The following is a 23,749-nucleotide window of genomic DNA, read 5'->3' as shown; positions in this document are numbered from 1 at the left end:
CCTCCGCTTCCGCCGCCACTCGCCTACGTCTCCGACGCCGGTCGCCACAGACCGCCGAGTTCTCTCCGCTCGAAGTCCATGTACTCGCCGTCCTCGAAGACGGTCACGCGGCCGTTCTCCTCGCTGAGCGTGATGGCCGCCAGCACCGCCTCGCGGACGGACGACTCGGCCGCGCTCAGGTGTTTGGTTCCCATCCAGTCGGCGTACTCGACCTCCGTCTCCGCGGCGACGGCTTCGCTCGGGCTCTTGATGCGCACCATCTGCTCTTGGATCGTCCCGTCGCCGCTCACGACGACGGCGCCGTCGCGCTCGAACGCGACCGACCCCGCCGCCTCGACGAACGCGTCGAGGTCGTCGGTGACGATTTTGCAGATTCCGACCGGCCACGTGTTCTCCCCCAGCGGGTCGGCGTACTCGCGGACGTGCGTCCCCGAGACCAGCACGAAGTAGAGGCTCGGCCCGCGGACGTACGGTTCGTCCCACCGGTCGAACCCGAGACTGATGCTCTCTGCGACGTACGTGATGAGTTCGATGAGCTTCGGAACCGTCGCGTAGTCGACGTGCAACGGGTCTGTGGGGGACATGTCTGCCCCTTCAGAGGAGCGGCCGTTACTAATGCTCGCCGGCCGATTCGGCGTTCACGCCCCCTCGCGTCCGGTCCCGCGGTCGTCTTGCGAGTCGACGTCGGTTCCGGTGAACTCGAACCGCGCCCCCCCGTCGGTTCCGTCGGTGACTGTGACCGACCAGCCGTGCTCGTCGGCGACGTCGGCGACGATGCGCAGCCCCAGCCCGTTCCCCCTGGCGCTCGTCGAGTAGCCCGCCTCGAACACCTCCCCGTGTCGGTCCGGCTCGATCCCCGGGCCGTCGTCCTCGACGAAGAAGCCGTCGTCGAGGTCGCCCACCGTCACGGTCACCGTGGTGTCCCCGACATCGTCTCCGGAACCCGTCGAACCGTGTTCGACCGAATTTCGAAAGAGGTTCTCGAAGAGTTGGCGGAGCCGGTTCTCGTCCGCGACCACGTCGCGGGTGGTCTCGACGACGAGCGTCGCCCCGGTGGTCTCGACGCTCTGCCACGCCGCGCGGGCAGCCGTCGCCAGGTCGAGACGGTCGGTTTCGACCCCCTCTCCGTCGATCGTTAGCTGTAACAGCCCCTCGATGAGCCGGTCCATCCGGTCGTGTGCCGTCTCGACCGAGTCGAGGTGTGTGTCGTCTCCGGTCGTGCGTGCCAGTTCCAGCCGCCCCTGTGCCACGCTCAACGGGCTTCGGAGGTCGTGTGAGACGATGCTCGCGAAGCGCGACAGTCGCTCGTTCTGCGCTTCGAGTCGTTTTTCGCGCGTCCGGAGCCGTTGCTCGCGCTCGACACGGTCCATCGCCGCGGTGAGCGACGCAGCCAGGATGTCGACGAGCATCCGGTCGGTCTCGTCGTACGCGTCCGTCTCGGGCGAGGAGACGACGAACACGCCGTGTTTTCCGATTGGATGCAACAGCACACAGCCGGCCGGTGACTGCTCCGCCACCGACCCGTCCGCCGCGATGTCGGGGATGTAGCGCGGCTCGCCCGACTTGAACACTTCCCAGGTGATGGCGGCGCGCGTCCTCGGGTCCGCGTCCCGTTTGAACTCGGGCGGCGTCTCGAACACGTCGTCGACCGACTCCGCCATTACGCCCGGTTCGAGCCGGTCGCCGTCCGTGTCCACCTCGTGGAAGCCGCTCAGCGACGCACCGACCACCTCACGGGCGGCGTCGACTGCGGCTCGGGCCGTCTCCGCCCTCGTCTGGGTGTGCATGAGTTCCCGCGAGCGCTCGCGGAGCTGTGCGAGCTTCCGCTCGCGCTCGACGCGTTCGGTGACGTTCTGCGTGACGGCGATTCCCTCCGTGACCCGGCCGTCGGCGTCCCGGACCGGAATCGTCTGAAGCTGGTAGTGGGTCCCGCTCGCCTCGTACTGGAAGGTCCGTGCCTCGCCGTCGAGCGCCGCCCGGTAGTGCGTGTCGAGGTACTCCGCGCCCTCCGGCGTGATGTTGTCCCGGAGCGGCTCTCCCGCGGCCGCTGTCGGGTCCCAGTCGGCCCGCTCGAACTCGGTCCCGCCGCCCGCGACGACCCGGAGGTCGCGGTCGTAGAGCACCACCCCGCCGGGGAAGTTGTCGACGAGCGTCCGGTAGCGCGCGCGGCTCTCCTCCAGTTCCCGCTCGCGTTCGACGCGCTCGGTGACGTTCTGTGCGACGGCCATCCCGGCGATGACGGTCCCGTCCGCGTCCCGGAGCGGGAGCGTCTGGACGTGGTAGTGTCGACCCTGGTAGCTGTCCTCGAACGACCGCTTCTCGCCCACCAACGCCGCACGGTAGCTCTCCTCTAGCCGTTCAGCGTTCTCCGAGGGGAACACCTCCGAGGGGGTCCGACCACGCATCGTCTCGGACGTCAATCCTCCCTCTGCCAGTTCGTCCCCACCGGCCATCGTGTAGCGGAGGTCCTCGTCGAAGAGGAAGACGCCCCCGTTGGGGAAGGCGTCGACGAGCGCCTGGAACCGCTCACGCGAGTGCTGGAGTTCCCGCTCGCGTTCTTTCGCCTCCGTCACGTCGCGGGCGAACCCCTGGACGAACTCGACCCGACCGTCGTGGCGGACGGGACTCGCGCTCACCTCTACCTCGAACGACTCACCGTCGGCGTCGACGAGCGTCAGCGCCAGTCCACGGACCACCTCACCGTCGAGGACCCGGTCGATGCCCTCGCGTGCCGCGTCGAGACTGCCGTCGGCGACGACCCGCTCGAACGGCGTCCCATCGAGGTCGTCGGACGACCGTCCGAGCAGCGTCTCGCTCGCGGGCGAGACGTACGTGAACCGTCCGTCGGTGTCCGTCCGGAAGATGCCGTCGGGACTGAGTTCGGCGATTTCGCGGAAGCGGGACTCGCTCTCGCGGAGGCGCTCTTCGGTTTGGTGGCGGTCGATTGCGGTCGCGAGGACGTTCGCGACGTTCTGGACGAACGTGACGTCCTGGGCGGTGAAGTCGCGGCGGTCGGTCGCGTGCGTCCCCAGGACGCCCCACGGGGCCGCCGTGGCTCCAATGACGACGCTGACGCCGCTCACCACGCCGTAGTCGGCGAGCGGACCCGGGCCGTCGAACCGCGTCTCCTCGTCGAGGTCGGAGACGACGACCGCTTCGCCGTTCGCGAGCGTGTATCCCGCCTGTGACTTGTCTCCCGCGGGGACGCTCGCCCCGCTGGGGACGTCGTCCCAGCCGACGCCCGCGCGGAGGTCGAGTTCGTCACGCGACGGTTGCCACTCGAGCACCCCCGCGTACTCACAGTCGAGACCGTCGGCGACCAGGCGGACCGCCTCGTCGAACAGCGACGCGAGGTCGTCGGACGCGAGCGCGTCCCGTCCGAGCGCTGCGAGCGCCTCCTGCTGTGTGATCCGCTGCTCCAGGGCCGTCTCGGTCCAGTACTTCTCCGTGGCGTTCACGACGCGGTTCGCCAACACGGTGTACTGGTCGATGCCCGACTCCTTCTGGAGGTAGTCCGTCACCCCGACCGACACCGCGTCGCTGGCGACTTCCTCGCTCCCTTTGCCGGTGAAGAGGATGAACGGGAGCCGAGGGTACTGTTCGCGGACGCGTTCGAGGAACTCGATGCCGTTCCCGCCGGGCATGTCGTAGTCGGAGACGACACAGTCGATGTCGCCGGCGGCGAGGCGGTCGAGTCCCGCAGCGGCACTCGTGACCGAGACGACGTCGAGTCGCGACTCGACCGACTCGAGCAGTTCGGCGGTCACGGTACCGAACATCTCGTCGTCGTCGACGTGGAGCGTCCGAATCGTGGCCCGACTCGGACGCGTCTCGGTCGCACTCCTCCCCATCAGGGCGTCCTCGGCAGCGGTGTCTCACGCACGCCGGCCGTCCAGCGTGTGACCCCCGACGCCCTCGTCGGTCGGTCGGCGTTTTCGCGTCCCCTCCCCCACCCGGATGTGTGTCTCTGCGTGACTCTCATACGTTCGAGCACCGCCCGCGGTGGTGTCCCGTCGACCTCCTGCGATACCATCGAATCCGATACAACTAGCCACCTCCCGTCTCGACGGTCGGCGGACACGGCGCGGAACCAGTGTGTTCTCCTTCAGTTGCAGGGCGTTTCGATGTAAATAACTGTCGCAGGATCGGGCCTTCTGGCCCCTCGTCCTCCCTGTTGCCCGCCGAGAGCCGCGTGGCGTCTCGCTCGGACGGTCCGTTGTCACTGGGTGCCGGTCGTCGCCGTCCCCGGGGTCCGACAGCCGGGACTGACTGATAACACCCCGTCTCAGAATCGGACCTCGAACCGCGCCCCGCCCTCGCTCCCCTCGGTGACCGAAAGCGACCAGCCGTGTGCCTCGACGATCCGCTGGACGATGGCGAGCCCGTAGCCGATTCCCTCGGTGCTGGTCGTTTCTCCGGGGTCACAGACCTGGTCGCGCTTCTCGGGCGGAATGCCGGGCCCGTCGTCCTCGACGGCGAACCCGCGGACCTCGTCCGCCGTGTCGTCGAGCGCCTCGACGCGGACGGTCACCGAGTCGCCGGCGTGTTCGATGGCGTTGCGGAACAGGTTCTCGAACAGTTCGACCAACCGACTCTCGTCGCCCTCCACGGGGAGTGACTCGGGCCGTTCGAGCGTCGCGTCGATAGTCCGGACGCCGCCCCACGCCTGCGTCGCGACCGTCGCCAGGTCGAGCGGGACCGGTTCGCCGACGACCTGACCCTTCCGCGCCAGCGAGAGGAGGTCTTCGACGAGGCGGTCCATGCGGTCGAGCGACGTCTCGACCCGCTCGAACGCCGACGGGTCGCCCGTCTCCGCGGCGAGGTCGAGGTAGCCCGACGCGACCGCCAGCGGGTTGCGGAGGTCGTGCGAGATGATGTTGGCGAACTCCTCGAGCCGTTCGTTCTGCCGGCGGAGTTCGCGCTCGCGCTCCTGTCGGTCCGTGATGTCGGTGTAGATGGCGAACCCGGCGACGTTCTCCTGCCCGAGTTCGAGCGGGACGACCTGCAGGATGAACGTCCGGAGCCCCTCGTTCGTCTGGCGCTGACACTCCGTGCGGACGCTCTCGCCGGCTTTGAGCCGCGCGTTCATCCGCCGGGCCTCGGCGAGCTGTTCGGGGTCGTCGGCGATGACGTACTCGTCGAGGTTCTCGCCGACCAGTTCCTCGTTCGTGAAGCCGAAGACGCGTTCGAACGCCGGGTTCACGGCCTGTACGTGGGGGTCGCCGTCGACCAGTCGGTAGGAGACCGCCGCGTCGGGGATGTTCTCGAACAGCGCGCTGAGGCGGTCGCGCTGGCTCCGTAGCTCGGTCTCGGCGCGGAGCCGCTCGCGGTTCGCCGTCACGTGCGACGCGAGGAGTTCGGCGAGTTCGAGGTCGGACTCGTCGAACGTCTCGGGGTCGCGCGACACCGCCTGGAAGACGCCGTCGTCGCCGAGCGGGACGCTGATCCCCCCGCCGGCGACCGTCTGAAGCGGCTCCGCGCCCTCTGCGGTCGAGACGTCGCGGACGAGCCGCGACCGTCCGGTCCGGTGGGTCTCGCTCGCGACGCCGTGGTCCAGCGACACCGTCCCCACCGGGTCGTGGTCCTCGTGAATCGCCTGGGCGACCGGGACGAACTGGTCGTTCTCGACGACGAAGATGTATGCGGTGTCGAAACCCAGCACCGACCGGGCCGTCTCGATGGCCCGCTCGTACAGGTCGACGACGTCGTGACAGCTCACCAGTTCGACGGTGGCCGCGTGCAGTTGCGCCACCCGTCTGCGCTGCTGGCCGAGGTCCGCCTCCGCGCGGACCCGCGAGAACGTCCCGGTGAGGTGGTCGCCCAGCAGTTCGGCGAGTTCGAGGTCGTTGGCGTCGAACGCCGCTTCCTCGGTCGAGACGGCCTGAAAGACGCCCTCCTTGCCCAGAGGGACGCTGATCCCCGACCGGTACGTGTCGCTCGTTGGGTCGGCGTTCGACTCCTCGATGCGGTCGACGAGTTGTGACTCTCCCGTCCGGATGGTCTCGCCGACGAGCCCCTGGGTGGTCTTCATCGGCCGGGCCGCGTCGGGCGGTGCACCCGACGAGACGGCGTACGGCACGACGACGTCCCCCTCTCGAACCCCGACGTAACAGGTGTCGAACGAGAGGATTCGCTCGGCGAGTTCGACGGCGACGACCGCCGCGTCTTCGAGCGTCGTCACCGCGGCGAGCGCCGCCGTTCCGTCGTGGAGCGTCTCGATGAGGTCGCGTCGCTCCTGGATGGCCTCCGCCGACCGGATGCGCGCGAGCGTCCCCTCCGTGTACCGGACGAGCAACTCGGCGAGCCCCCGGTCGATCACCGTGAAGGCGTTCGGCTCGTCCGCGATGACGACGAAGACGCCGTCGTCGCCGAGCGGAACGGCGATTCCCGACCGGTGTGACGCGCGCGCCGGCTTCGCGTCGGGGTGGGCGTACGTGTCGCCCACCAGGTGCGTCTTCCCGGTCTGGTAGCTGTCGCCGACGAGTCCGTAGTCGATGGGGAGTGACTCCTCGGTCACGTCGCCGACGCCCGCCTGCTTGACGAGGACGCCGTCCTCGGCGATGGCGATGTAACAGCTGTCGAACTCCAGCAGGTGGCTCGCGATGTCGACCGTCCGTTCGAACAGGTCGGTCGGCGTCGTCGCCCCGATGAGGCTCACCGTCCCCTCGTGGAGGGCCTCCAGCCGCGCGTCGCTCCGCGCCGCGGACGTTCGCGCACCGTCCTGTCCCTCACGCGTTTCGCACGTCCCGCGCTGTGTCTCCCCTCGTGCGACGACCCAGCGGAGCTGGTCGCACAGCGCGTCGACGTCACCCGTCCGGGCGTACCCCGAAAACCGAGACAGGTCGTCGACGGCCGTCGGCTCCGGCGCGTAGAGGACGACCGGCCGGTCCGCTCGTCGCTCGACGTCCCCGTCTTCCGCGACGTCGACGCCGACGACGATGCAGTCGATATCGGCAGTGTCCCCGGTTCCGACGTCGGCGTCGGATCCCTCCGCGATGACGAAGCCGCGGCTGGCGAGTACTGCGGCCGTCCGGTCACCCACGTCGCCGCACAGTCGGACGCCGAGCGCGCTCCCCTCCGAACCCTCGACTGACTGCGGCTCTGGTTCGTTTGACACTGCTCTTGGTGCTCCATGGTGCGCCGGCCAGACGCACACCGTGTTCGGCCTGGGTTTGTGACGGGGCGATAAAGGCGTATCGCCAGAAAACTCGGAGTTGATACCCTCGACCGCCTTCCCGGAACTGTTTTACCCGGTCCTCAGCCAACAAGAGACAATGAGTGAACTCGAAGAGGAGTACCGCCTCGAGTACTTCGAGGAGGAGGGGTTCTACCGGAAACAGTGTCCGGTGACGGACGTGTGGTTCTGGACGCGAGACCCCGAGCGCGAGACCTGTGGTGAGCCGCCGGCCGACGACTACTCGTTCATCGACAACCCCGGGTTCGACCGCGAGTACACCCTAGAGGAGATGCGCGAGGAGTTCCTCTCGTTCTTCGAAGAGCGCGGCCACGAACGCATCGAGCCGTACCCGGTGGCGGCGAACCGCTGGCGCGACGACGTTCTCCTCACGCAGGCTTCTATCTACGACTTTCAGCCGCTCGTCACCTCGGGACAGACGCCCCCGCCGGCGAACCCCCTCACCATCTCCCAGCCCTGTATCCGGATGCAGGACATCGACAACGTCGGCAGGACGGGTCGGCACACGATGGCGTTCGAGATGATGGCCCACCACGCGTTCAACACGCGCGAGGACGCCGAAGACAAGTACGCCTACGAGGGCGAGGTGTACTGGAAGGACGAGACGGTGCGGTACTGCGACGAGTTCTTCGCCTCGATGGGCGCGAACCTGGACGAGATAACCTACATCGAGGACCCGTGGGTCGGCGGCGGCAACGCCGGACCCGCCATCGAAGTCCTCTACCGGGGCGCGGAACTCGCCACGCTCGTCTTCATGTCGATGGAGCAGGACCCCGAGGGCGACTACGAGATGAAAGACGGCAACCGATACTCGAAGATGGACACCTACATCGTCGACACCGGGTACGGCCTCGAACGGTGGACGTGGGTGTCGCAGGGCACTCCCACCGTGTACGAGGCGGTCTACCCCGAGATGATCGAGTTCCTCAAGGAGAACGCCGGCATCTCACTCACTGACGAGGAGGAGGAACTCGTCCACCGCGCCGCCAAACTCTCCGGCTACCTCGACATCGACGAAATCGACGACCTCCGGGGGGCGCGCGCCGACGTCGCAGACGAACTCGGCGTCGACGCCGAGGAACTCACGGACCTCCTCCGTCCGCTGGAGGACATCTACGCCATCGCGGACCACTGCCGCGCGCTCGCGTACATGTTCGGTGACGGCATCGTCCCCTCGAACGTCGGCACGGGCTACCTCGCCCGGATGGTTCTTCGAAGAACGAAGCGACTCGTCGACTCGGTCGGCGTCGACGCCCCGCTCGACGAACTCGTCGACATGCAGGCCGCCCGTCTCCAGTACCAGAACCGCGATACGATTCGGGACATCGTCCGCACCGAGGAGCGAAAATACCGAGAAACGCTCGAACGCGGCTCGCGGAAGGTCGAACAACTCGCCCACGAGTACGCCGACCGCGGCGAACCGATTCCCACCGACACGCTCATCGAGTTGTACGATTCGCACGGAATCCAGCCCGACATGGTCCGCGAAATCGCCGCCGGTCAGGGGGCGGAGGTCGAGGTTCCGGACGACTTCTACTCGCTCGTCGCCGAGCGCCACGAGGACGCCGGCGAGGCCGACACCGCCACGAGGCGTGACGAACGGCTCGCGAACCTCCCCGAGACGGAGAAACTCTACTACGAGGACCAAGAGCGGACGGAGTTCGAGGCGGTCGTCCTCGACGTGTTCGAGCGCGAGTCGGGCTACGACGTCGTGCTCGACCAGACGATGTTCTACCCCGAGGGCGGTGGACAGCCCGCGGACCACGGGACGCTCTCTTCCGACGACATCACCGTCGAAGTCGAGGACGTTCAGGTCCACGACGGCGTCGTCCTCCATCGGACCGACGAGGACCCGGGCAAGGGCGAGTTCGTCCGCGGGCAACTCGACGTCGACCGTCGCCGCCGGCTGATGCGACACCACACCGCGACGCACATCGTCGGATTCGCCGCCCGACAGGTCCTGGGAGAACACGTCCGCCAGGCCGGTGCCCAGAAGGGCACCCGTCGTGCCCGCCTCGACGTCCGCCACTACGAGCGCATCACGCGCGACGAGGTGAGGGAAATCGAGCGCGTGGCGAACGACCTCGTCACGCGGAACGTGAAGGTGAAACAGGAGTGGCCCAACCGACACGAGGCCGAGGAGAAACACGGCTTCGACCTCTACCAGGGTGGCATCCCGCCGGGGAAGAACATCCGGCTCATCCACGTCGCCGACGACGTGCAGGCGTGCGGCGGGACGCACGTCACGCGGACGGGCGACATCGGCGCGATCAAGATACTCTCGACCGAACCCGTCCAAGACGGCGTCGAACGCATCTCCTTCGCGGCCGGTGAGGCCGCCATCGAGGCGACCCAGCGTACCGAGGATGCGCTCTACGCGGCCGCTGACGTTCTCGACGTCTCGCCCCCCGACGTCCCCGACACGGCCGAGCGGTTCTTCGAGGAGTGGAAAGCTCGGGGCAAGACCATCGACCGTCTGAAGCGCGAACTCGCGGAGGCGCGCGCGGCGGCCGAGAGCGAGGAGGTCGACATCGGCGGCACGCCGGCCGTCGTCCGACGTCTCGACGGCGACGCCGACGAACTCCGGGCCACGGCGAACGCGCTCGTCGACAGTGGTAAGGTCGCCGTCCTCGGGTCTTCGGCGGGAGGAAGCGCCCAGTTCGTCGTCGGCGTCCCCGACGGTGTGGGGCTGAACGCCGGCGAGGTCGTCGGCGAACTCGCCGCGAAGGTCGGCGGGGGCGGCGGCGGCCCACCGGACTTCGCGCAGGGTGGCGGCCCCGACGTGGAACGACTCGACGAGGTCCTCGACGAGGCACCGGACGTCCTCAGGAACGTCCTCGACGCCTGAACCGACCGCGCGACAGCGCGGATTCTTTCCCTCTCAAAAGTCGGCCTCTCTCGTCTCCGGTGTCCTCCGATTCGGTCTCACGGCGTCCCGCTCAGACGGTTCCGCCGTCGAGTCGTCCTCGGCGCCGCTCGAACTCCTCGTCGTCGATCTCGCCGCGTGCGTAGCGTCGCTTGAGGACGGCGAGCGCGTCGGTGTCTCCGTCGCTCTCCGTCTCCCGGCGAGCGGTCGACAGCAGGTAGACCGCTCCGACCACGAGGATGGCGAGCAGGAGCAGGGCCACGAGTCCCGCGAAGAGGCCACCGCCCATCCCCCAGGCGCCGGCACCCCACGGCATCCCAGCCCCGGCACCGGCACCGGCACCGCCGGTCGGCCCCATCGGAGCGTGTGGTCCAGGGTGTGGTCCTCGGTGTGGGCCCCACTGCAGGAGGACAGCGAACGTGTTCATGAGTGTGTCACCTCTGTATTCAGCTTCGGCGGCTACCGACGTAAGCCTCCGAGTCGATTCCAACGGACTGAGAATCGACCGCTCCACGCGTCGGCGTCGGAACCGCTCCCGTGGGCCGTGTGGCTTCCGGCGGAGACCGGAACGTAGAGACGCCTTCGGTTCGTCCTCCCGCCGTGCCCTTCGCAACCAACGACGACGTCTCGCTGTACTACGAGTCCGCGGACGATGGTGAGGAAACCGTCGTCTTCGTCGGCGACGTCGGCTTCGGCTCCTGGCAGTGGGGCTGGCAGCACCAGGCTGTCACTGGTCCACTCGAATCAGTGGTCTTCGACCATCGCGGCATCGGTCGGTCCGACACCCCTCCGGGGCCGTACTCGGTCACCGACCTCGCGGACGACCTCGCGGCAGTACTCGCCGCCGCCGGTGTCTCCCGGGCGCACCTCGTCGGTGCCGGACTGGGCGGTGTGGTCGCGCTCGACCTCGCACACGACTCGGGGCGGGTTCGGAGCCTGACGCTCGTCGGTTCGGGTTTCGAGGGAGACGCGATGGACGCGTTCGCCCCTCCGGACGACGAAGCGGCGCTCCGGGCGTCGACCGAGCGATTCCTCTCCGACGCGTTCTGCGCCGAACAGTCCGAGGTCGTCGACCAAATCGTCGCGTGGCGGGCGCAGGAGGACGCGCCCGAGCGCGTGTGGCGGGCGCAGGCGGCCGCACTGGAGGGGTACGAACCACCCTCTCTCTACGAGGTGACGACACCGACGCTCGTCGTCCACGGGGAAGCGGACGCTCAGTGGCCCGCCCAGGGCGCCCGGGGCCTCGCGGACGACCTCCCCCGTGGGGAGTGGGTTTCCTACGAAGACGCGGGCCACCTCGTTGGCGTCGAACGCTCACGGCTCGTCAACGACCGACTCGTCGGACACGTCGAGTCGCACTCGGACGCCCGTTCGAACGCCTGACGACCGAGAGCGCGGCAAACGTCGGTTCGAGCGCAACCTCTTTCCGATGCGCTCACATTGAAACTAACGACTGATGGATCGACCGCGCTTCGCACTGCTGGACGCCTCGCACGGCGAGTCACACACCCGCCGGAACTTCCGACGCGAACTCGACGCGACGCTCGCAGAGTTCGACGTCACACAGTGCGAACTGCCGGAGACGTTCGCGTACGACGGCGTCGTCATCACGGGCTCACGGGCCTCCGTCTACTGGGACGAGCAGTGGATCGGGTCGCTCCTCGACTGGACGGCCGAAGCGGCGAGTCGCGACCTCCCGATCCTCGGCGTCTGTTACGGCCACCAGATCCTCGCCGAGGCGCTCGGCGGTCGCGTCGCCGACATGGGCGAGTACGAAATCGGCTACCGCGAGATACAACTCGTCGACGAGGACGAACTGTTCGGCGGCGTTCCCGACTCGTTCACGGCCTTTACGACCCACTCGGACACCGTCACCGAACTCCCGCCGGGGGCGGCGCTGCTCGCGGAGAACGAGTACGGCGTCCACGCCTTCCGGAAAGGGCACGCCTTCGGCGTCCAGTTCCACCCCGAGTACGACCCCCAGACGGCCGAGTCGGTGACCCGCGGGAAGGAGGGCGAACTCTCCGACGACCGTATCGAATCCGTCGTCGACGGCATCACGGACGAGCGGTACGCCGCAGCCTGTGAGACCAAACGGCTCTTCGAGAACTTCGTCGCCTACGCTCACGGCGTCCGCGACGGCCCGACCCCCGCCGCGGACTGAACGGGTCGCGACGCACACGGCACGCTCGGTCGCTCTCCTCGACTGTTTCTCCCCGTCCAGTGAGACCGCTGGCGAACTGGTGGTGTCGGTCCGGACGCAGGGCGGCGCACCACGCTCCCGCGAGTCGCCCTGCGGTACCTCTCAGCGCACGTTCGGGTGTGGCCGCGTTCTCATACGTAAATGGTTGGCTGTGACGTGGTACGCTGTCGGCGGATAGACCGAGCGGCGACGACTTCGTGTTCTGTCGAGCCACCCCAACCCGGCAGCTCCCGGTGCTGACCGCGACCCCGTGTCCGTCTCGCGCCGTCGCCAGCGACGGCACAGACTCCTCGACTGACACGACCCTGCGAAAGCTTTTGCCGTGAGGCTTCCGACACCCAGTATGCTTGATTACGTCGACTTGGAGGCAGACCTCGACGAAGAAGAGCGGATGATCCGCGACACCGCCCGTCGCTTCGTCGACGAGCAGGTGCGTCCGGACATCGGCGAGCACTTCGAGAAGGGAACCTTTCCGACCGAACTCATCACCGAGATGGGCGAACTCGGGTTCTTCGCGCCGAATCTGGAGGGGTACGGCCTCCCGAGAGTGAGCGAGACGGCGTACGGTCTCCTGATGCAGGAACTGGAGGCCGGCGACTCCGGCGTCCGGTCGGCCGCGAGCGTTCAGGGCGCGCTCGTGATGTACCCCATCCACGCGTACGGCTCCGACGAGCAGAAGGAGCGGTGGCTCCCCGACCTCGGCACGGGCGAGGCCGTCGGCTGCTTCGGTCTCACGGAGCCCGAGCACGGCTCGGACCCCGCGAGCATGGAGACGAGAGCGGAGAGGGACGGCGACGGCTACCGACTCCAGGGGTCGAAGACGTGGATCACGAACTCGCCCATCGCCGACGTCGCGGTCGTCTGGGCGCGCGACACCTCCGCGGAGGGGAAGCCCGTCCGAGGGTTCCTCGTCGAGACCGACCGCGACGGCGTCACGACGAACAAAATCGAGGAGAAGCTCTCGATGCGCGCCTCGATCACGGGCGAAATCGGCCTCTCGAACGTCTGGATTCCCGAAGAGGACGTGCTCCCAGGGGTCGAGGGGATGAAGGGCCCGCTGTCGTGTCTGACGCAGGCGCGGTACGGCATCGCCTGGGGCGCTGTCGGTGTCGCGCGCGACTGCTTCGAGACCGCCCGCGAGTACGCCCTGGACAGAGAGCAGTTCGGCGGCCCTATCGCACGGTTCCAGCTCCAACAGGAGAAACTCGCCGACATGGCCACCGACATTACGACCGCTCAGCTCTTGGCGTACCGCCTCGCCGAACTGAAAGAGCGCGGTGACCTCACCCCCGCGCAGGTGTCGATGGCCAAGCGGAACAACGTCGCGATGGCTCGCGACGCCTCCCGAACCGCCCGTGAGATGCTCGGCGGCAACGGAATTACGCGCGACTACTCGCCGATGCGTCACCTGGCGAACATCGAGACGGTCTACACCTACGAGGGAACCCACGACATCCACTCGCTCATCGTCGGGCACGAACTCACCGGGATTCCGGCCTTCGAGTGAGTCCGGTCACGGGGTCGGTGGAATCGCGGTGAGAGTCCGGGATTCCGGCCTTCGAGTGAGTCCGGTCACGGGATCGGTGGAATCGCGGTGAGAGTCCGGGATTCCGGCCTTCGAGTGAGTTCGGTCGTGTATCCGGTAGAAACGCGCTGAGGAACCGGAATTCCACCGTTCGAGCGAATGCGTCCGGACGCGCGGACTGCTTCTCGGTGATACTAATGTTTATGCAGATACACATTGTTTCTATCTTGGACACTCGACCAGGTAAGACTCCGCCTGTGGGGGTCAGAATACGTAACAGCTAGCCGATACCGAAAATTAATTGACCCTCACTCACAATCGTCGAAACGAGGAACTGCGTGGGACTCCCCCCCCTCTCCCCCCACATGCCAGTTCCTCCTTTTCACTCGTCTCGATTCCGCAGCGGCCGCCTCGTGCGTCGCCGTCATTCCTCGCCTTCCCAGTACTCGACGTCCGCGTCGTGCGGGTAGTAGCCGTCGACGACCCGCGCTTCCGAGTCGCCGCCGGGTGCGGCCCCGGCGTACAGGCCGAGTTTTCCCGAATCGGGATAGACGGTGATGTCGGGGTCGTTCATCGTCGAGAACACGAGATATCTGAGCGGTTCCCGCTCGTCCGTCCCTCCGTCCCCGTTCTCGTCGGCGTTCGACACGCGGTGGGCGCTCTCTGGACCGACCGGGAGCGCCACGTAGTCGCCCGCCCGCAACGGGTACTGGCTCGACTCGTCCTCGTCGCCGACGCGGAGCGTGCCTTCACCGGAGAGGACGTAGAGTGCCTCCTCGTTGCCCGTGTGGTAGTGATACGGCCACGACCGCTTCCCCGGCGGGAGTTCGTAGAGGCTAGCACCGAGGCGCTCGCTGCCGGCTGCGCGCCCCAGTTGCTTGCGGCGGAAGGCGGTCGTCCCGCGGTCGGTTTCGCTCCACGGCAGTGTCTCCTCGTTGACTGGTTCCATGGGGCGAACGTCGGCGACAGTGGATAAAGGTCCGTCGGGAGTGTCGCGGTTGCGATGAGCGCGTGCACGACCGCGTGTGCGGCTTTCCGGACACGCATCCATCGCTCAGCACACCGGCACACCGAACCGCCGTTCAGAGAGACTGTCTCGCGTTCCCGAACGCTCCCAACGCTGCCGCCGTCCGTACATTCTTGTCGACAGAGCGTGACGTTTGAGTATGTCCGAAGAGGTCACCCGACTCCTCCGGAAGGCGTACCTGGACGAGCACGAGACTGTACTCAACTACATGACCAACGCCATCGTCCTCGACGGTGTCCGCGCTGAGGAGGTCAAAGAGTCTCTCCAGACCGACATCCAGGAGGAACTCAACCACGCCGAGCAGCTGGGTCAGCGGCTGAAACAGCTCGACGAGCGCCCGCCCGCGTCGGGCGAGTTCAAGGCGAACCAGCACTCGCTGCAGCCCCCCGAGGACTCGATGGACGTCCTCTCGGTCATCGAGGGTGTCCTCGACGCCGAAGAGGACGCTATCGAGACTTACCGCGCGCTCATCAAGGCGGCTGAGGAGGCGGACGACCCCGTCACTGAGGACATCGCCGTCACTATCCTCGCCGACGAGGAGGCCCACCGCACGGAGTTCCGCGGCTACCGGAAAGAGTACCAGCGCGACTGAGCCCCGTTCCCGAACGACGTCCGCGTCCCCTCGTTTTTAGCCTCGGCGTCGCGACGTCTCCGCGGACGCGCTCGGTATCGCGGTGACGTGTCAGAACGCGGTGAACAGTTTACCGAAGAGCGGCACGCACGTCCAGATCGGGCTGACGACGAGCGACGAGCAGGGAACGGTGTCGTTCCCGACGGACGAGTTCGTCGCCAAGGAGATCGACTTCAAGGGTTCGCTCGGACTCCAGCCGTCGCGGTACAGCGAGGTACCCGACATGATCGAATCGAGCAAGCTCGACCCGACGGCGCTCGTCGAGGACACCATCGACATCCACCAGGTACCCGACGAACTCGCGGCCATGAGCGACTACGACACCATCGGCATCCCGGTCTGCACCGACTTCACCGCCTGACCGTCGAACCGTTCCGTTCGGTCAGGCGTCGCCGACGGACTCGTCGGCCGTGCGGTCGGGCGTCCCCTCCTCGTCGTTCGTCTCGTCTCCGCCCCGAGCGTCGCCAGCACGACGTTCACCGGCCGTCTCGGTCTCTCTCTCGTCGCTCGTCTCGCCGTTCGCGTCGGCGTCCGCCTCGCTGTCGCCGTCTCCCGTGGTCGACTCCGGAGTCGGTTCGACCGTCGCGGGAGTGAGCGCCGCGGGTGTCGGAACCGGGACGAGTCGCGCGGAGACCTTCGCCGTCGTGTTGGCCTCGCCGTGGTACCGGCGACGGTGATGGGCCTCGCTCGTGTCGACGCGGAACCGCGCCTTCCGCGTCTCGTTTCCCTTCTCGGTCTCGTCGACGACGAAGGAGAGGTCGAACTCCACGTCGACGGTCGCCTCGCTGAACTGGTAGCGCGTCGGCGTGAGGCCGAGGTCGAGCAGTGACCGTTTCTCGGTCGGGCTGGGGGTGTGCGTGACTCTCCCCTCGGCGTCGATGGTCCGCGTCACCCGCGGTACGACGTCGACCGTCGTCCCCGCGAACTCGACCATCGTCACCGCCAGGTTCCGGTCGAGTTCGACCTGCGCCTCGGAGACGCTCTCGGCCATCCCGTAGATGAGGTCGCGGAAGTCGATCCCGTCCTGCCAGCGGACGAGTTCCCCACGGTCGCTCCGGTCGGGGTCGTCGGCCGACATCACTCACCTCTCGACGGCTGTCGGCTCGGCCGGGTCACTCGTCGTCCTCGCCCTCTCCCTCGGGCGTGCGGAGGTCGATAGTCACCGTCTCCGGTTCGATCCGCTCCGGCGGTGGCACCGGGACGAGTTTGGTCACGAGGTGGCTGGTCCCGTTGACCTCCTTTCCGAACTTGCGGTTGTGTTCGACGTCGGTCTTGATGCTGGCGCTGTACAGCCCCCACCCGGCCTTCGCTTCGGCGCCGACCGTGACGCTGGTGTCGGTCTGTGTCGTCGTCTTGATGTCCATCTTCACGTCGATGGTCGCCTCGCTGAACTGGTAGAACGCGGGCATCAGGCCGAGTTGGAACGGGGTCAACTCCGATTTGACGACCCCGTCATCTTTGAATTCGACCCCCTCGTCGGTGATGGTCCTCGTCAGGCTCGTGACGACTTCGATCCTGTTGTCGTCCGCGTTCAACTCCCCGAGCGTCTTGAGCGAGTTCTGATCGAGCGCGGCCTGCGCGTCCGCGATTCCGATTCCGAGCTTGGCGACCATCGACGGCAACGGCACGTCGAGAAGTTCGTCCCCTACTGACATTTACAAATACCTCACCCTTCAGATGCAATGGATAGAGATAGCAATTGTCACTATATATCGGACAGTGTCCCGTTCCGTCATTTCGCCGCCGTCCGCGCTGACTGCCGACTGACGCCGGTTCCCCGTCTCCCGTCGACTCACGACTCGTGACCGGCGGCGGTCCGGTGCTCTCCCGTCGAGGTCAGCAGTCGGTTCGAGTCGAGCGTCACGCCCCCTACGTGGTCGACCATCGGGTGCGCCCGGAGCGCCTGTGCGGTCACGTACGCCGTCGCGACGACCACGAACCCGTTCGGGTTGTCGAGGTGGATGTACTCGGCGCCGCCGACGGCGCTCGCCACGCCCCCTCGGAACTGTGCGTGGTCGGCCGACGGGCGACGACAGACCAGGAAGTACCCGACGGCGGCGGTCGTGGTCGAGACGTCAACCCTCGCGCCGAACCGTTCTACGAGGTCCACTACTTCCTCTCCTCGCCACCGACGAAGACGACCACGTTCGACCCCTGCGGGGCGACGGCGAACGCCCGCGGCCACTGTTCGACGACGGTGCCGACGGGCGTCGCGTCCGGCCGGTACTCGCGGTGGGTGCCGAACCCCTCCGCACGGAGTTCCGTCTCGGCCCTCCCGACTGGCAAGCCCGTCACGTCCGGCACTTCGGCGGGAGGGCCGGTCGGTTCACTCGCCGTCTCGTCGGGCGCTGTGACCCCGAACCCACCGGTCCAACCCTCACTCCCCCCGGCGGCGCTGCCGCCCTCAGCGCCTGTGTCGCCGCGCTCGGTCCCTGCCTGGCCGAAGCGTCTGAGCCGTCCACGACCGCCGACGGTGAACGAGAGGGTGCTCAACCGGTCGGCGTCGATCCCCTCTTCGGGGTCGACGAGGCGTAACGAGAGGCTGTCTCGGCTCCCACCCCCGGAGACGTCCGCCCGGAGGGTGACGTCGAGGTCACCGACGGCGACGTTCCGCTTCGCGAGTTCCCGGTTCGCGTCGCGGAACGACTCCCCGACGCTCTCGAGTAACGCGTCGAGGGCGAACTCCCGCTGCTCGTACGCTCCCTTCACCGACGCCAGTTCTTCCTTCTCCTCCTCCAGTTCCGTGACGCGCCCGCGGAGCCTCTCCACCTCCTCGTTCAACGCCGCCTCGTCGCGCTCTGCCTGCCGGAGCTGTCGTCTGAGCGAACGGATGCGCTCGTCCCGACCGGGGAACAGCCGAGAGAACCACCCGCCGCGCCGTTCGTCGGTAGCGTCGTCCCCGCCGTCGGTTCGCCGCTCCGTGTGCCCCGCGGACGGGTCGTGGTCCGTCATTCGGTTTCCCGCTCCTCACCGTTCTCGTCGTCCCCGCCGTCCTCGTCGCCCTCACCGTTCGCGCCGTTAGCCTCGTTCGTCCCGCTCGTTTCGGCCCGAGAGAGGGGTGGCGGCGTGACGGGGATGATGCGGAACCGGATTCGGCTGGCTCCGCTCCGTTCGTGCTCGGCGAACCCCGGGTCGGACGGCGTGGCGACGGAGGCGGCGACTTCGTACCGCGGCGTGGCCGCGGCGACGCCGCCTTTCCCCTCGACGGCTCTCGCGACGTGCCCCGGGGGCCGTTCGACCAGTTCGTGGGTGTGAAAGTGTAACTGCAGGTCGACCTCGACCTCCGCGAAGCGGTACCACGGCGTCTCCAGGTCCACGGGCCCGTCGTCGGGGGCCGAGAGGTACTGCGTGCGCAGCTTTCTGTCGAGTTCCTGCTGTCCCTCCGCGACTGCCAGCCCCACGTCGCGGATGACCGTCCCCAGCGGTCGCGTGATTCGCTCGACGTCGTCACCGTCGCCGTTTGGCATGTCAGTTGAATACAACGTATCCGGACATAACCCTGCCGTCGGCTCCTCGACTCGGTATCACACGTCTGTGAGGTCCGCGTGGGGGTTCCACGCGACCTCCCACAGGTGACCGTCGGGGTCGGCGACGTACCCCGAGTAGCCGCCCCAGTCGGTCTCCCGCGCGGGCCGGGTCATCGTCCCGCCGGCGGCGACGAGTTCCTCTAGCACCCTGTCGACTTCCTCGGAAGAACCGACGTTGTGCGCGAGGGTGACGCCGTCGAACTCTCCCCTCACGCCCCCGGCGTCGACGCCGGCGTCCGCGGCGAGCGCCTCCCGGGGGTACACGGAGAGCCAGGCGCCGTCGAGTTCGAAAAACGCGGCGTCTCCCCACCGCTCGACCGGGAACCCGAGTTCGCGGTAGAAGTCGACGGAGCGGTCGACGTCGGCGACGCCGAGGGTGACGAGGCTGATGCGGGGGTCCATGTCTCCCTCTCGCGCGGTCGTGTCAAAGCGGTATCTGTCCCCTCCTCGGCTCAGTCCGCGGCCGCGGGCGTCGTCTCCCCCGAACTCGCTCCCGTTCGCGCGTCGAGCGCCTCGACGACGAGTTCGCTCACGTCGACGATCTCCAACTCCTCCTCGAAGCCCCCCGTCTTCCGGCCGTCCTCGTACATCGTCGCACACATCGGACAGGCGACGACGAACTGCTCGGGCCTTCGAACCGTGTCCTCGGTCGCCTCTCTCAGTCGCTCCTCGCTCGGTTTCACGTCCTCCTCCTGGTCGAGCCACAGGCCGCCGCCGCCGCCCCCACAGCAGAACGAATCCTTCCTGTTGCGCGGCATCTCGACGAGGTCCGCGCCCGTCGCGCGCACGACGTCGCGCGGCGTCTCGAAGACGCCGTTGTACCGCCCGAGGTGACAGGGGTCGTGGTAGGTGACCGTCCTCTCTATCGACCCGAGGTCCAGCCGACCCGCTTCGACGAGGGTCTGCAACACCTGCGTGTAGTGGAAGACGGGGTAGTCGAACTCGACGTCGAGTTCCGCGGCCATCTCGGGGTACTCGTGCTCGAACGTGTTGTACGAGTGGGGGTCGGTGCAGACGATCTTCTCGAAGTCGCAGTCGGCCATCGCGCTCGCGTTGTCCTCGACGAGCATCTCGTACAGCCCTTCCTCGCCGACCCGCCGGACGTCGTTGCCGTCGTTCGCCTCGTCCTCGTAGAGGATGCCGTAGGAGACGCCGGCCTCGTGGAAGACGCGCGCGAGCGCCCGCGCGACGCGCTGGTTGCGCTCGTCGTACGACGGGTAGTCGCCGACGTACCAGAGGAACTCCACCGACTCGTCGCGCGCGTCGGGCACCTCGAAGTCCAACTCTTCCACCCAGTCGGGGCGTTTCCGCGCGGGGTCGCCGAACGCGTTGCCGTTCTGGAAGACGTTCATCATCGCCTCCTGGACCTGCTCGGGCTGTTGGCCCGTCTCGGTGAGGCGGCGGTTCATCTCCGTGAAGTGCGTCAGGTGTTCGATGTCGACGGGGCAGGCGTCCATGCAGGCCATACAGGCCATACACGACCGCATCGACTCGGAGTCGATGACCGAGGTGCCGCCGTCGGCGATGATGTCGACCTCCTCGCCGCCGGCGTCGACCGACTCACGGTACGCTTTCAGGTCGAGGATGACGTCGCGCGGGTCGAGGTTCCGCCCCGACGCCTTCGCGGGGCACGCCGAGGAACACCGCCCGCACTTGGTGCAGGCGTCCATGTCGAGCAGTTGTCGCCACGAGAGGTCCCCTATCTCGGTGTACCCGATCTCGTCGGGCGCGAGGTGTTCCGGCACCCGCGGGAGGCGCAGTCCCGCCTTCTCGTCGCGGGTGACGACGTTGGCCAGGGACGAAAGCATGTGGAACGGCTTCGCGTAGGGGATGGCGGCGACGAACGCGAGCGCCAAGAGCGCGTGTGACCACCACGCCCAGGTGTAGAGCGTCTCCGCTGCTCCGGCGGACATCCCGCCGGCCGAAAAGAGGGTGGCGACGAAGTAGCCGACGAACGAGACGGTCTCGAACGGCGGAAAACCGGTGCCGACGATGCGCAGGGCTTCGGTGACGTAGCCGCCGACGCCGAGTACGAAGAGCGTCCAGACGAACGCGTCGTCCTCGAAGCCGGTGTGTTTCCCCCAGAGTCGCTCTTCTCTCACCTCGTACCGCCGATACAGCGCCATGCCGACGCCGACGACGAACAGCAGTCCCAGCGCGTCCATCACCAGCGAGTAGGAGAGGTAGAAGTCGCCGACGAAGAACGACTCTCCCGCCAGACGACGGTAGATGTCGATGTCGATGGCGAGGATGGTCGTGCCGATGAGGAGCGTGAGAAAGCCCCAGACGATGAACGCGTGCATGACGCCGGCGTACAGGTCGCGGTCGAACTGCGCCTCGTTCGAGACGAGCATCCGCGCCGCGCGCCGTACTCGACCGGAGAGGTCGTCGAGTCGCTCGAACGGGTCGGCCGTCCCTTTCGTGTACCGGGCGAACCGCTCGTACACGCCGTACGAGAAGACGAGCACCGCGACGGCCGCGAGGAAGTAGAAGACGGCCTCGCCGACCGGGCCGATAGTCCAGAACGTCTCACGGGTCACCGCCTGGAGTAGCATACACGATTCCGGGTCCGGAGGCGTGTTAACCGTTGTGCTGGATGGGTGCTGGACGGGGTGTTCGTTCGCGGCCAGATGGCGGCCGGGGCGCGGCGGCGCTTTTTCGCCGTGGACGCCCCCGGTGTCACTACACCAGCGCGGTCAGCGCCAGCAGTATCGAGAGCGCCAGCACGGGGTAATCGCGCCGCGCGAACGAGAGCGGCGGGAGCGTCGGGTTCCACGCGAAACAGCGCGCGCGGAGCGCCAGTGAGAGGCGGTCCGCCCGCAGGAACACCCGCCCGAGGCCGGTCACGCCGACGAGTCGGATCCGGTCGTAGAGGGAGCGTTGGTCGCCGAGGCGGGCGGCCATCGCGCTCCGGATGGTCGCCAGGTCGTGACGCATCAGCGGGAGGAAGCGGAGCACGAGGCCGACGCCGGCACCGAGGAGGACTCCCACGCGACCGGGCAGGAGATGCTGGATGGCCGCGCGGGACGCTCGGACCGGCGTCGTGCGGATGTACGCCGTCGACACCAGGAGGAGCAAGAGGACGCGACAGGAGGCCAGCGCCGGCCGCACGGCGTCTCCTACCACCAGCCACGGCGCGCCGAGCGTCAGCGCCTCCACGACCGGGGCCGCGACCAGGAAGGGGAGGAACGCGCGGTACGAGCGGAGGCTCGCGACGACGGGTGTGGACGCGAGCCTGAGAAAGACGAGCGTCACGGCCGTGAGGACGAGCAGACCCGTCGGCGTGGTGTGAGCGACCGCGGCCACGGCGAAGCCCGCCTGGAGCGCGAGCTTCGTCCGAGGGTCGAGTCGGTGTGCGAGCGAGTCGCCCGCGACGTACGAGAGGCTCATTCGCGCTCACCTCCGCTCAGGGCGGGCGGACCCCCAGTTCGACCAGACGCTCCGGGTCGGGCTCTGTGGCGTCGAGCGCGACTCGCCCCTCGGAGAGGACGACGACCCGGTCCGCGAGCGCCGCGACGTCGCGGAGGTCGTGAGTGACGACGACGACGCTCCGTCCCGACTCGTGGAGCGCGTCGAGGCGTTCCAGCACGGCCTGTCGCGCGGGCCAGTCCAAGCCAGTAAACGGCTCGTCGAGGACGAGGTGGTCGGGGTCCATCGCCAGCGCCCCGGCGATGGCGACCCGTTCGCGCTCGCCCCCGAGAGCTCCTCGATGCGAGCCTCGTGTCGGTCTCCCATCCGAACGGCGTCGAGCGCGTCGTCCACTCGCCTCCGTATCTCTGCCCGGTCGATTCCGAGGTTCTCGGGGCCGAACGCCACGTCCGCGCCGACCGTGGCGGCGACGAAGCCGTCGCGGGGGTCCTGAAACACCATCCCCACCGCGGTTCGGGCGGCGACGACGTCGTCTTCGACCCGGCGGCCGTTCACCTCGACCGCCCCCGCGTGGGGGTCGAGGAGACCGTTGAAGTGGCGGACGAGCGTGGTCTTACCGGAGCCGTTCGGCCCCGCGAGCAGGAGGAACTCGCCGTCGTCGATGGTGAGCGAGACGCCGTCGACGGCCGCCTCCTCACCGTAGGAGTGAGAGAGGTTCCGAACCCGTATCACGCGATCACCGCGCGACGATGGCGTCGCTCCGGACGATGGCGACCGTCGCGGCCATCTTCAGCGCCGCGACGGGCAGGAACGGGACGACGACGGCCGAGACGCTCGCGAGGAGCGAGATGCTCTGGACGAGCGAGAAGCCGACCGCGCCGGCGGCGTAGACGACGGCGCTCCCGGCGACGAGCGCGACGACCATCCGGGGGAGCGGAACCTCCGAGAGGGGGTCGATACCGTCCGTGCCGTGGGTGACGAAGCCGATGGTCACCGCGGCGAGCGGGAACCCGACGAGGAAGCCGCCCGTCGGGCCGAGTAAGACTCCCAATCCGGCGTTCGCTCCGGCGAACACGGGCAGCCCGATGAGACCCGCCAGCAGGTAGAGCACGAACGCGAACCCGGCCCAAATCGGCCCGAGGACGATGCCGGAGAGGTAGACCCACAGCGTCTGGAGGGTGATCGGAACGTTCGGTGCGAGGGGGTGTACGAGGTCGACGGGGGCGGTCGCCGCAGTCGCGGCGGCGAAGAGCACCGCCCGCGCGACGTTGCCGACGACCTCGTCGCCGACGAGTTCGACCGACTCTGTGTTCGTCGCCATTGTGCCCGACGATGCTTCGTAAACCGTCTTGAATAGTTCGGTTGACGAACGGTCGGCGCGAAACGACAGCAGGCTTTTGGCCGCG

At 67.9% G+C, this 23,749-nt stretch carries 19 protein-coding genes and 2 pseudogenes; 6 read left to right on the top strand and 15 right to left on the bottom strand.

Annotated features, from left to right (window positions below; translation table 11 throughout):
• Window positions 1-23: 23 nt before the first annotated feature.
• The 3 genes from C2R22_RS18670 to C2R22_RS18660 all read right to left on the bottom strand — a co-directional run bounded on the left by C2R22_RS18670 (window position 24) and on the right by C2R22_RS18660 (window position 7,117).
• Complete coding sequence (locus tag C2R22_RS18670) at window positions 24-584, bottom strand: diadenylate cyclase (RefSeq protein ID WP_103427104.1); 561 nt, start codon at window positions 582-584, stop codon at window positions 24-26.
• A gap of 54 nt (window positions 585-638) precedes the next feature.
• Window positions 639-3,851, bottom strand: coding sequence for a PAS domain-containing protein (locus C2R22_RS18665; RefSeq protein WP_103427103.1), 3,213 nt, complete (start codon window positions 3,849-3,851; stop codon window positions 639-641).
• A gap of 434 nt (window positions 3,852-4,285) precedes the next feature.
• The gene (locus C2R22_RS18660) at window positions 4,286-7,117 is read right to left on the bottom strand and encodes a GAF domain-containing sensor histidine kinase (RefSeq protein ID WP_162562568.1); all 2,832 of its coding nucleotides are present in this window, start codon (window positions 7,115-7,117) and stop codon (window positions 4,286-4,288) included.
• 157 nt (window positions 7,118-7,274) lie between these two features.
• Between C2R22_RS18660 and alaS the strand changes: the two genes are divergently transcribed.
• On the top strand, window positions 7,275-10,043 hold the full coding sequence (alaS, locus tag C2R22_RS18655; RefSeq protein WP_103427101.1) for an alanine--tRNA ligase: 2,769 nt from the start codon (window positions 7,275-7,277) through the stop codon (window positions 10,041-10,043).
• Window positions 10,044-10,134: 91 nt separating this feature from the next.
• On the opposite strand, the gene C2R22_RS18650 is transcribed toward alaS, so the two are convergent.
• Window positions 10,135-10,488, bottom strand: coding sequence for an SHOCT domain-containing protein (locus tag C2R22_RS18650; RefSeq protein ID WP_103427100.1), 354 nt, complete (start codon window positions 10,486-10,488; stop codon window positions 10,135-10,137).
• A gap of 173 nt (window positions 10,489-10,661) precedes the next feature.
• Between C2R22_RS18650 and C2R22_RS18645 the strand changes: the two genes are divergently transcribed.
• From C2R22_RS18645 to C2R22_RS18635, 3 genes are all read left to right on the top strand, one after another.
• Complete coding sequence (locus C2R22_RS18645) at window positions 10,662-11,444, top strand: alpha/beta fold hydrolase (protein ID WP_103427099.1); 783 nt, start codon at window positions 10,662-10,664, stop codon at window positions 11,442-11,444.
• Window positions 11,445-11,517: 73 nt separating this feature from the next.
• Complete coding sequence (locus tag C2R22_RS18640) at window positions 11,518-12,225, top strand: type 1 glutamine amidotransferase (RefSeq protein WP_103427098.1); 708 nt, start codon at window positions 11,518-11,520, stop codon at window positions 12,223-12,225.
• A gap of 382 nt (window positions 12,226-12,607) precedes the next feature.
• Entirely contained in the window at window positions 12,608-13,771 is a 1,164-nt protein-coding gene (locus C2R22_RS18635) for an acyl-CoA dehydrogenase family protein (protein WP_103427097.1), read from the top strand.
• Window positions 13,772-14,213: 442 nt separating this feature from the next.
• Here C2R22_RS18635 and C2R22_RS18630 read toward each other — a convergent pair whose 3' ends face one another.
• A complete protein-coding gene (locus tag C2R22_RS18630) occupies window positions 14,214-14,738 on the bottom strand; it encodes a cupin domain-containing protein (protein WP_103427096.1) in 525 nt (174 codons plus the stop codon).
• Between the two features lie 217 nt (window positions 14,739-14,955).
• Between C2R22_RS18630 and C2R22_RS18625 the strand changes: the two genes are divergently transcribed.
• Complete coding sequence (locus C2R22_RS18625) at window positions 14,956-15,408, top strand: ferritin-like domain-containing protein (protein WP_103427095.1); 453 nt, start codon at window positions 14,956-14,958, stop codon at window positions 15,406-15,408.
• 52 nt (window positions 15,409-15,460) lie between these two features.
• Window positions 15,461-15,808: pseudogene (locus C2R22_RS18620) on the top strand (alcohol dehydrogenase); the annotation flags it as partial.
• 21 nt (window positions 15,809-15,829) lie between these two features.
• Here C2R22_RS18620 and C2R22_RS18615 read toward each other — a convergent pair.
• The 10 genes and pseudogenes from C2R22_RS18615 to C2R22_RS18570 all read right to left on the bottom strand — a co-directional run bounded on the left by C2R22_RS18615 (window position 15,830) and on the right by C2R22_RS18570 (window position 23,664).
• Window positions 15,830-16,525, bottom strand: a complete 696-nt coding sequence (locus tag C2R22_RS18615; protein ID WP_103427094.1) for a hypothetical protein — start codon at window positions 16,523-16,525, stop codon at window positions 15,830-15,832.
• 34 nt (window positions 16,526-16,559) lie between these two features.
• Entirely contained in the window at window positions 16,560-17,102 is a 543-nt protein-coding gene (locus tag C2R22_RS18610) for a hypothetical protein (protein WP_103427093.1), read from the bottom strand.
• Window positions 17,103-17,239: 137 nt separating this feature from the next.
• The gene (locus C2R22_RS18605) at window positions 17,240-17,557 is read right to left on the bottom strand and encodes a hypothetical protein (protein WP_103427092.1); all 318 of its coding nucleotides are present in this window, start codon (window positions 17,555-17,557) and stop codon (window positions 17,240-17,242) included.
• The gene (locus tag C2R22_RS18600) at window positions 17,557-18,399 is read right to left on the bottom strand and encodes a PASTA domain-containing protein (RefSeq protein ID WP_103427091.1); all 843 of its coding nucleotides are present in this window, start codon (window positions 18,397-18,399) and stop codon (window positions 17,557-17,559) included. Before C2R22_RS18600 ends, C2R22_RS18605 begins: the two co-directional genes overlap by 1 nt.
• Window positions 18,396-18,914, bottom strand: a complete 519-nt coding sequence (locus C2R22_RS18595) for a hypothetical protein (RefSeq protein ID WP_103427090.1) — start codon at window positions 18,912-18,914, stop codon at window positions 18,396-18,398. The genes C2R22_RS18600 and C2R22_RS18595 overlap by 4 nt, the downstream gene beginning before the upstream one ends.
• A 57-nt stretch (window positions 18,915-18,971) precedes the next feature.
• A complete protein-coding gene (locus tag C2R22_RS18590) occupies window positions 18,972-19,376 on the bottom strand; it encodes a VOC family protein (RefSeq protein ID WP_103427089.1) in 405 nt (134 codons plus the stop codon).
• Between the two features lie 50 nt (window positions 19,377-19,426).
• Window positions 19,427-21,529 (bottom strand): (Fe-S)-binding protein, encoded by a 2,103-nt coding sequence (locus C2R22_RS18585; protein WP_103427088.1) that lies wholly within the window; start codon window positions 21,527-21,529, stop codon window positions 19,427-19,429.
• A gap of 127 nt (window positions 21,530-21,656) precedes the next feature.
• Window positions 21,657-22,364, bottom strand: coding sequence for an energy-coupling factor transporter transmembrane component T family protein (locus C2R22_RS18580; protein WP_103427087.1), 708 nt, complete (start codon window positions 22,362-22,364; stop codon window positions 21,657-21,659).
• 16 nt (window positions 22,365-22,380) lie between these two features.
• Window positions 22,381-23,075, bottom strand: a pseudogene (locus C2R22_RS18575) (energy-coupling factor ABC transporter ATP-binding protein).
• A 4-nt stretch (window positions 23,076-23,079) separates the two neighbouring features.
• Window positions 23,080-23,664, bottom strand: a complete 585-nt coding sequence (locus tag C2R22_RS18570; RefSeq protein WP_103427086.1) for a biotin transporter BioY — start codon at window positions 23,662-23,664, stop codon at window positions 23,080-23,082.
• Between the last annotated feature and the right edge of the window lie 85 nt (window positions 23,665-23,749).

This window comes from Salinigranum rubrum (genome assembly GCF_002906575.1).
Classification (GTDB): domain Archaea; phylum Halobacteriota; class Halobacteria; order Halobacteriales; family Haloferacaceae; genus Salinigranum; species Salinigranum rubrum.
This window is presented reverse-complemented; position numbering and strand designations above follow the sequence as displayed.

Excerpts from the sequence above, each read along its gene's own strand:
- C2R22_RS18670 (WP_103427104.1), bottom strand. The coding sequence starts at position 584 with ATGTCCCCCACAGACCCGTTGCACGTCGACTACGCGACGGTTCCGAAG.
- C2R22_RS18665 (WP_103427103.1), bottom strand. The coding sequence starts at position 3,851 with ATGGGGAGGAGTGCGACCGAGACGCGTCCGAGTCGGGCCACGATTCGG.
- alaS (WP_103427101.1), top strand. The coding sequence starts at position 7,275 with ATGAGTGAACTCGAAGAGGAGTACCGCCTCGAGTACTTCGAGGAGGAG.
- C2R22_RS18650 (WP_103427100.1), bottom strand. The coding sequence starts at position 10,488 with ATGAACACGTTCGCTGTCCTCCTGCAGTGGGGCCCACACCGAGGACCA.
- C2R22_RS18640 (WP_103427098.1), top strand. The coding sequence starts at position 11,518 with ATGGATCGACCGCGCTTCGCACTGCTGGACGCCTCGCACGGCGAGTCA.
- C2R22_RS18635 (WP_103427097.1), top strand. The coding sequence starts at position 12,608 with ATGCTTGATTACGTCGACTTGGAGGCAGACCTCGACGAAGAAGAGCGG.
- C2R22_RS18630 (WP_103427096.1), bottom strand. The coding sequence starts at position 14,738 with ATGGAACCAGTCAACGAGGAGACACTGCCGTGGAGCGAAACCGACCGC.
- C2R22_RS18625 (WP_103427095.1), top strand. The coding sequence starts at position 14,956 with ATGTCCGAAGAGGTCACCCGACTCCTCCGGAAGGCGTACCTGGACGAG.
- C2R22_RS18615 (WP_103427094.1), bottom strand. The coding sequence starts at position 16,525 with ATGTCGGCCGACGACCCCGACCGGAGCGACCGTGGGGAACTCGTCCGC.
- C2R22_RS18610 (WP_103427093.1), bottom strand. The coding sequence starts at position 17,102 with ATGTCAGTAGGGGACGAACTTCTCGACGTGCCGTTGCCGTCGATGGTC.
- C2R22_RS18600 (WP_103427091.1), bottom strand. The coding sequence starts at position 18,399 with ATGACGGACCACGACCCGTCCGCGGGGCACACGGAGCGGCGAACCGAC.
- C2R22_RS18595 (WP_103427090.1), bottom strand. The coding sequence starts at position 18,914 with ATGCCAAACGGCGACGGTGACGACGTCGAGCGAATCACGCGACCGCTG.
- C2R22_RS18590 (WP_103427089.1), bottom strand. The coding sequence starts at position 19,376 with ATGGACCCCCGCATCAGCCTCGTCACCCTCGGCGTCGCCGACGTCGAC.
- C2R22_RS18585 (WP_103427088.1), bottom strand. The coding sequence starts at position 21,529 with ATGCTACTCCAGGCGGTGACCCGTGAGACGTTCTGGACTATCGGCCCG.
- C2R22_RS18580 (WP_103427087.1), bottom strand. The coding sequence starts at position 22,364 with ATGAGCCTCTCGTACGTCGCGGGCGACTCGCTCGCACACCGACTCGAC.
- C2R22_RS18570 (WP_103427086.1), bottom strand. The coding sequence starts at position 23,664 with ATGGCGACGAACACAGAGTCGGTCGAACTCGTCGGCGACGAGGTCGTC.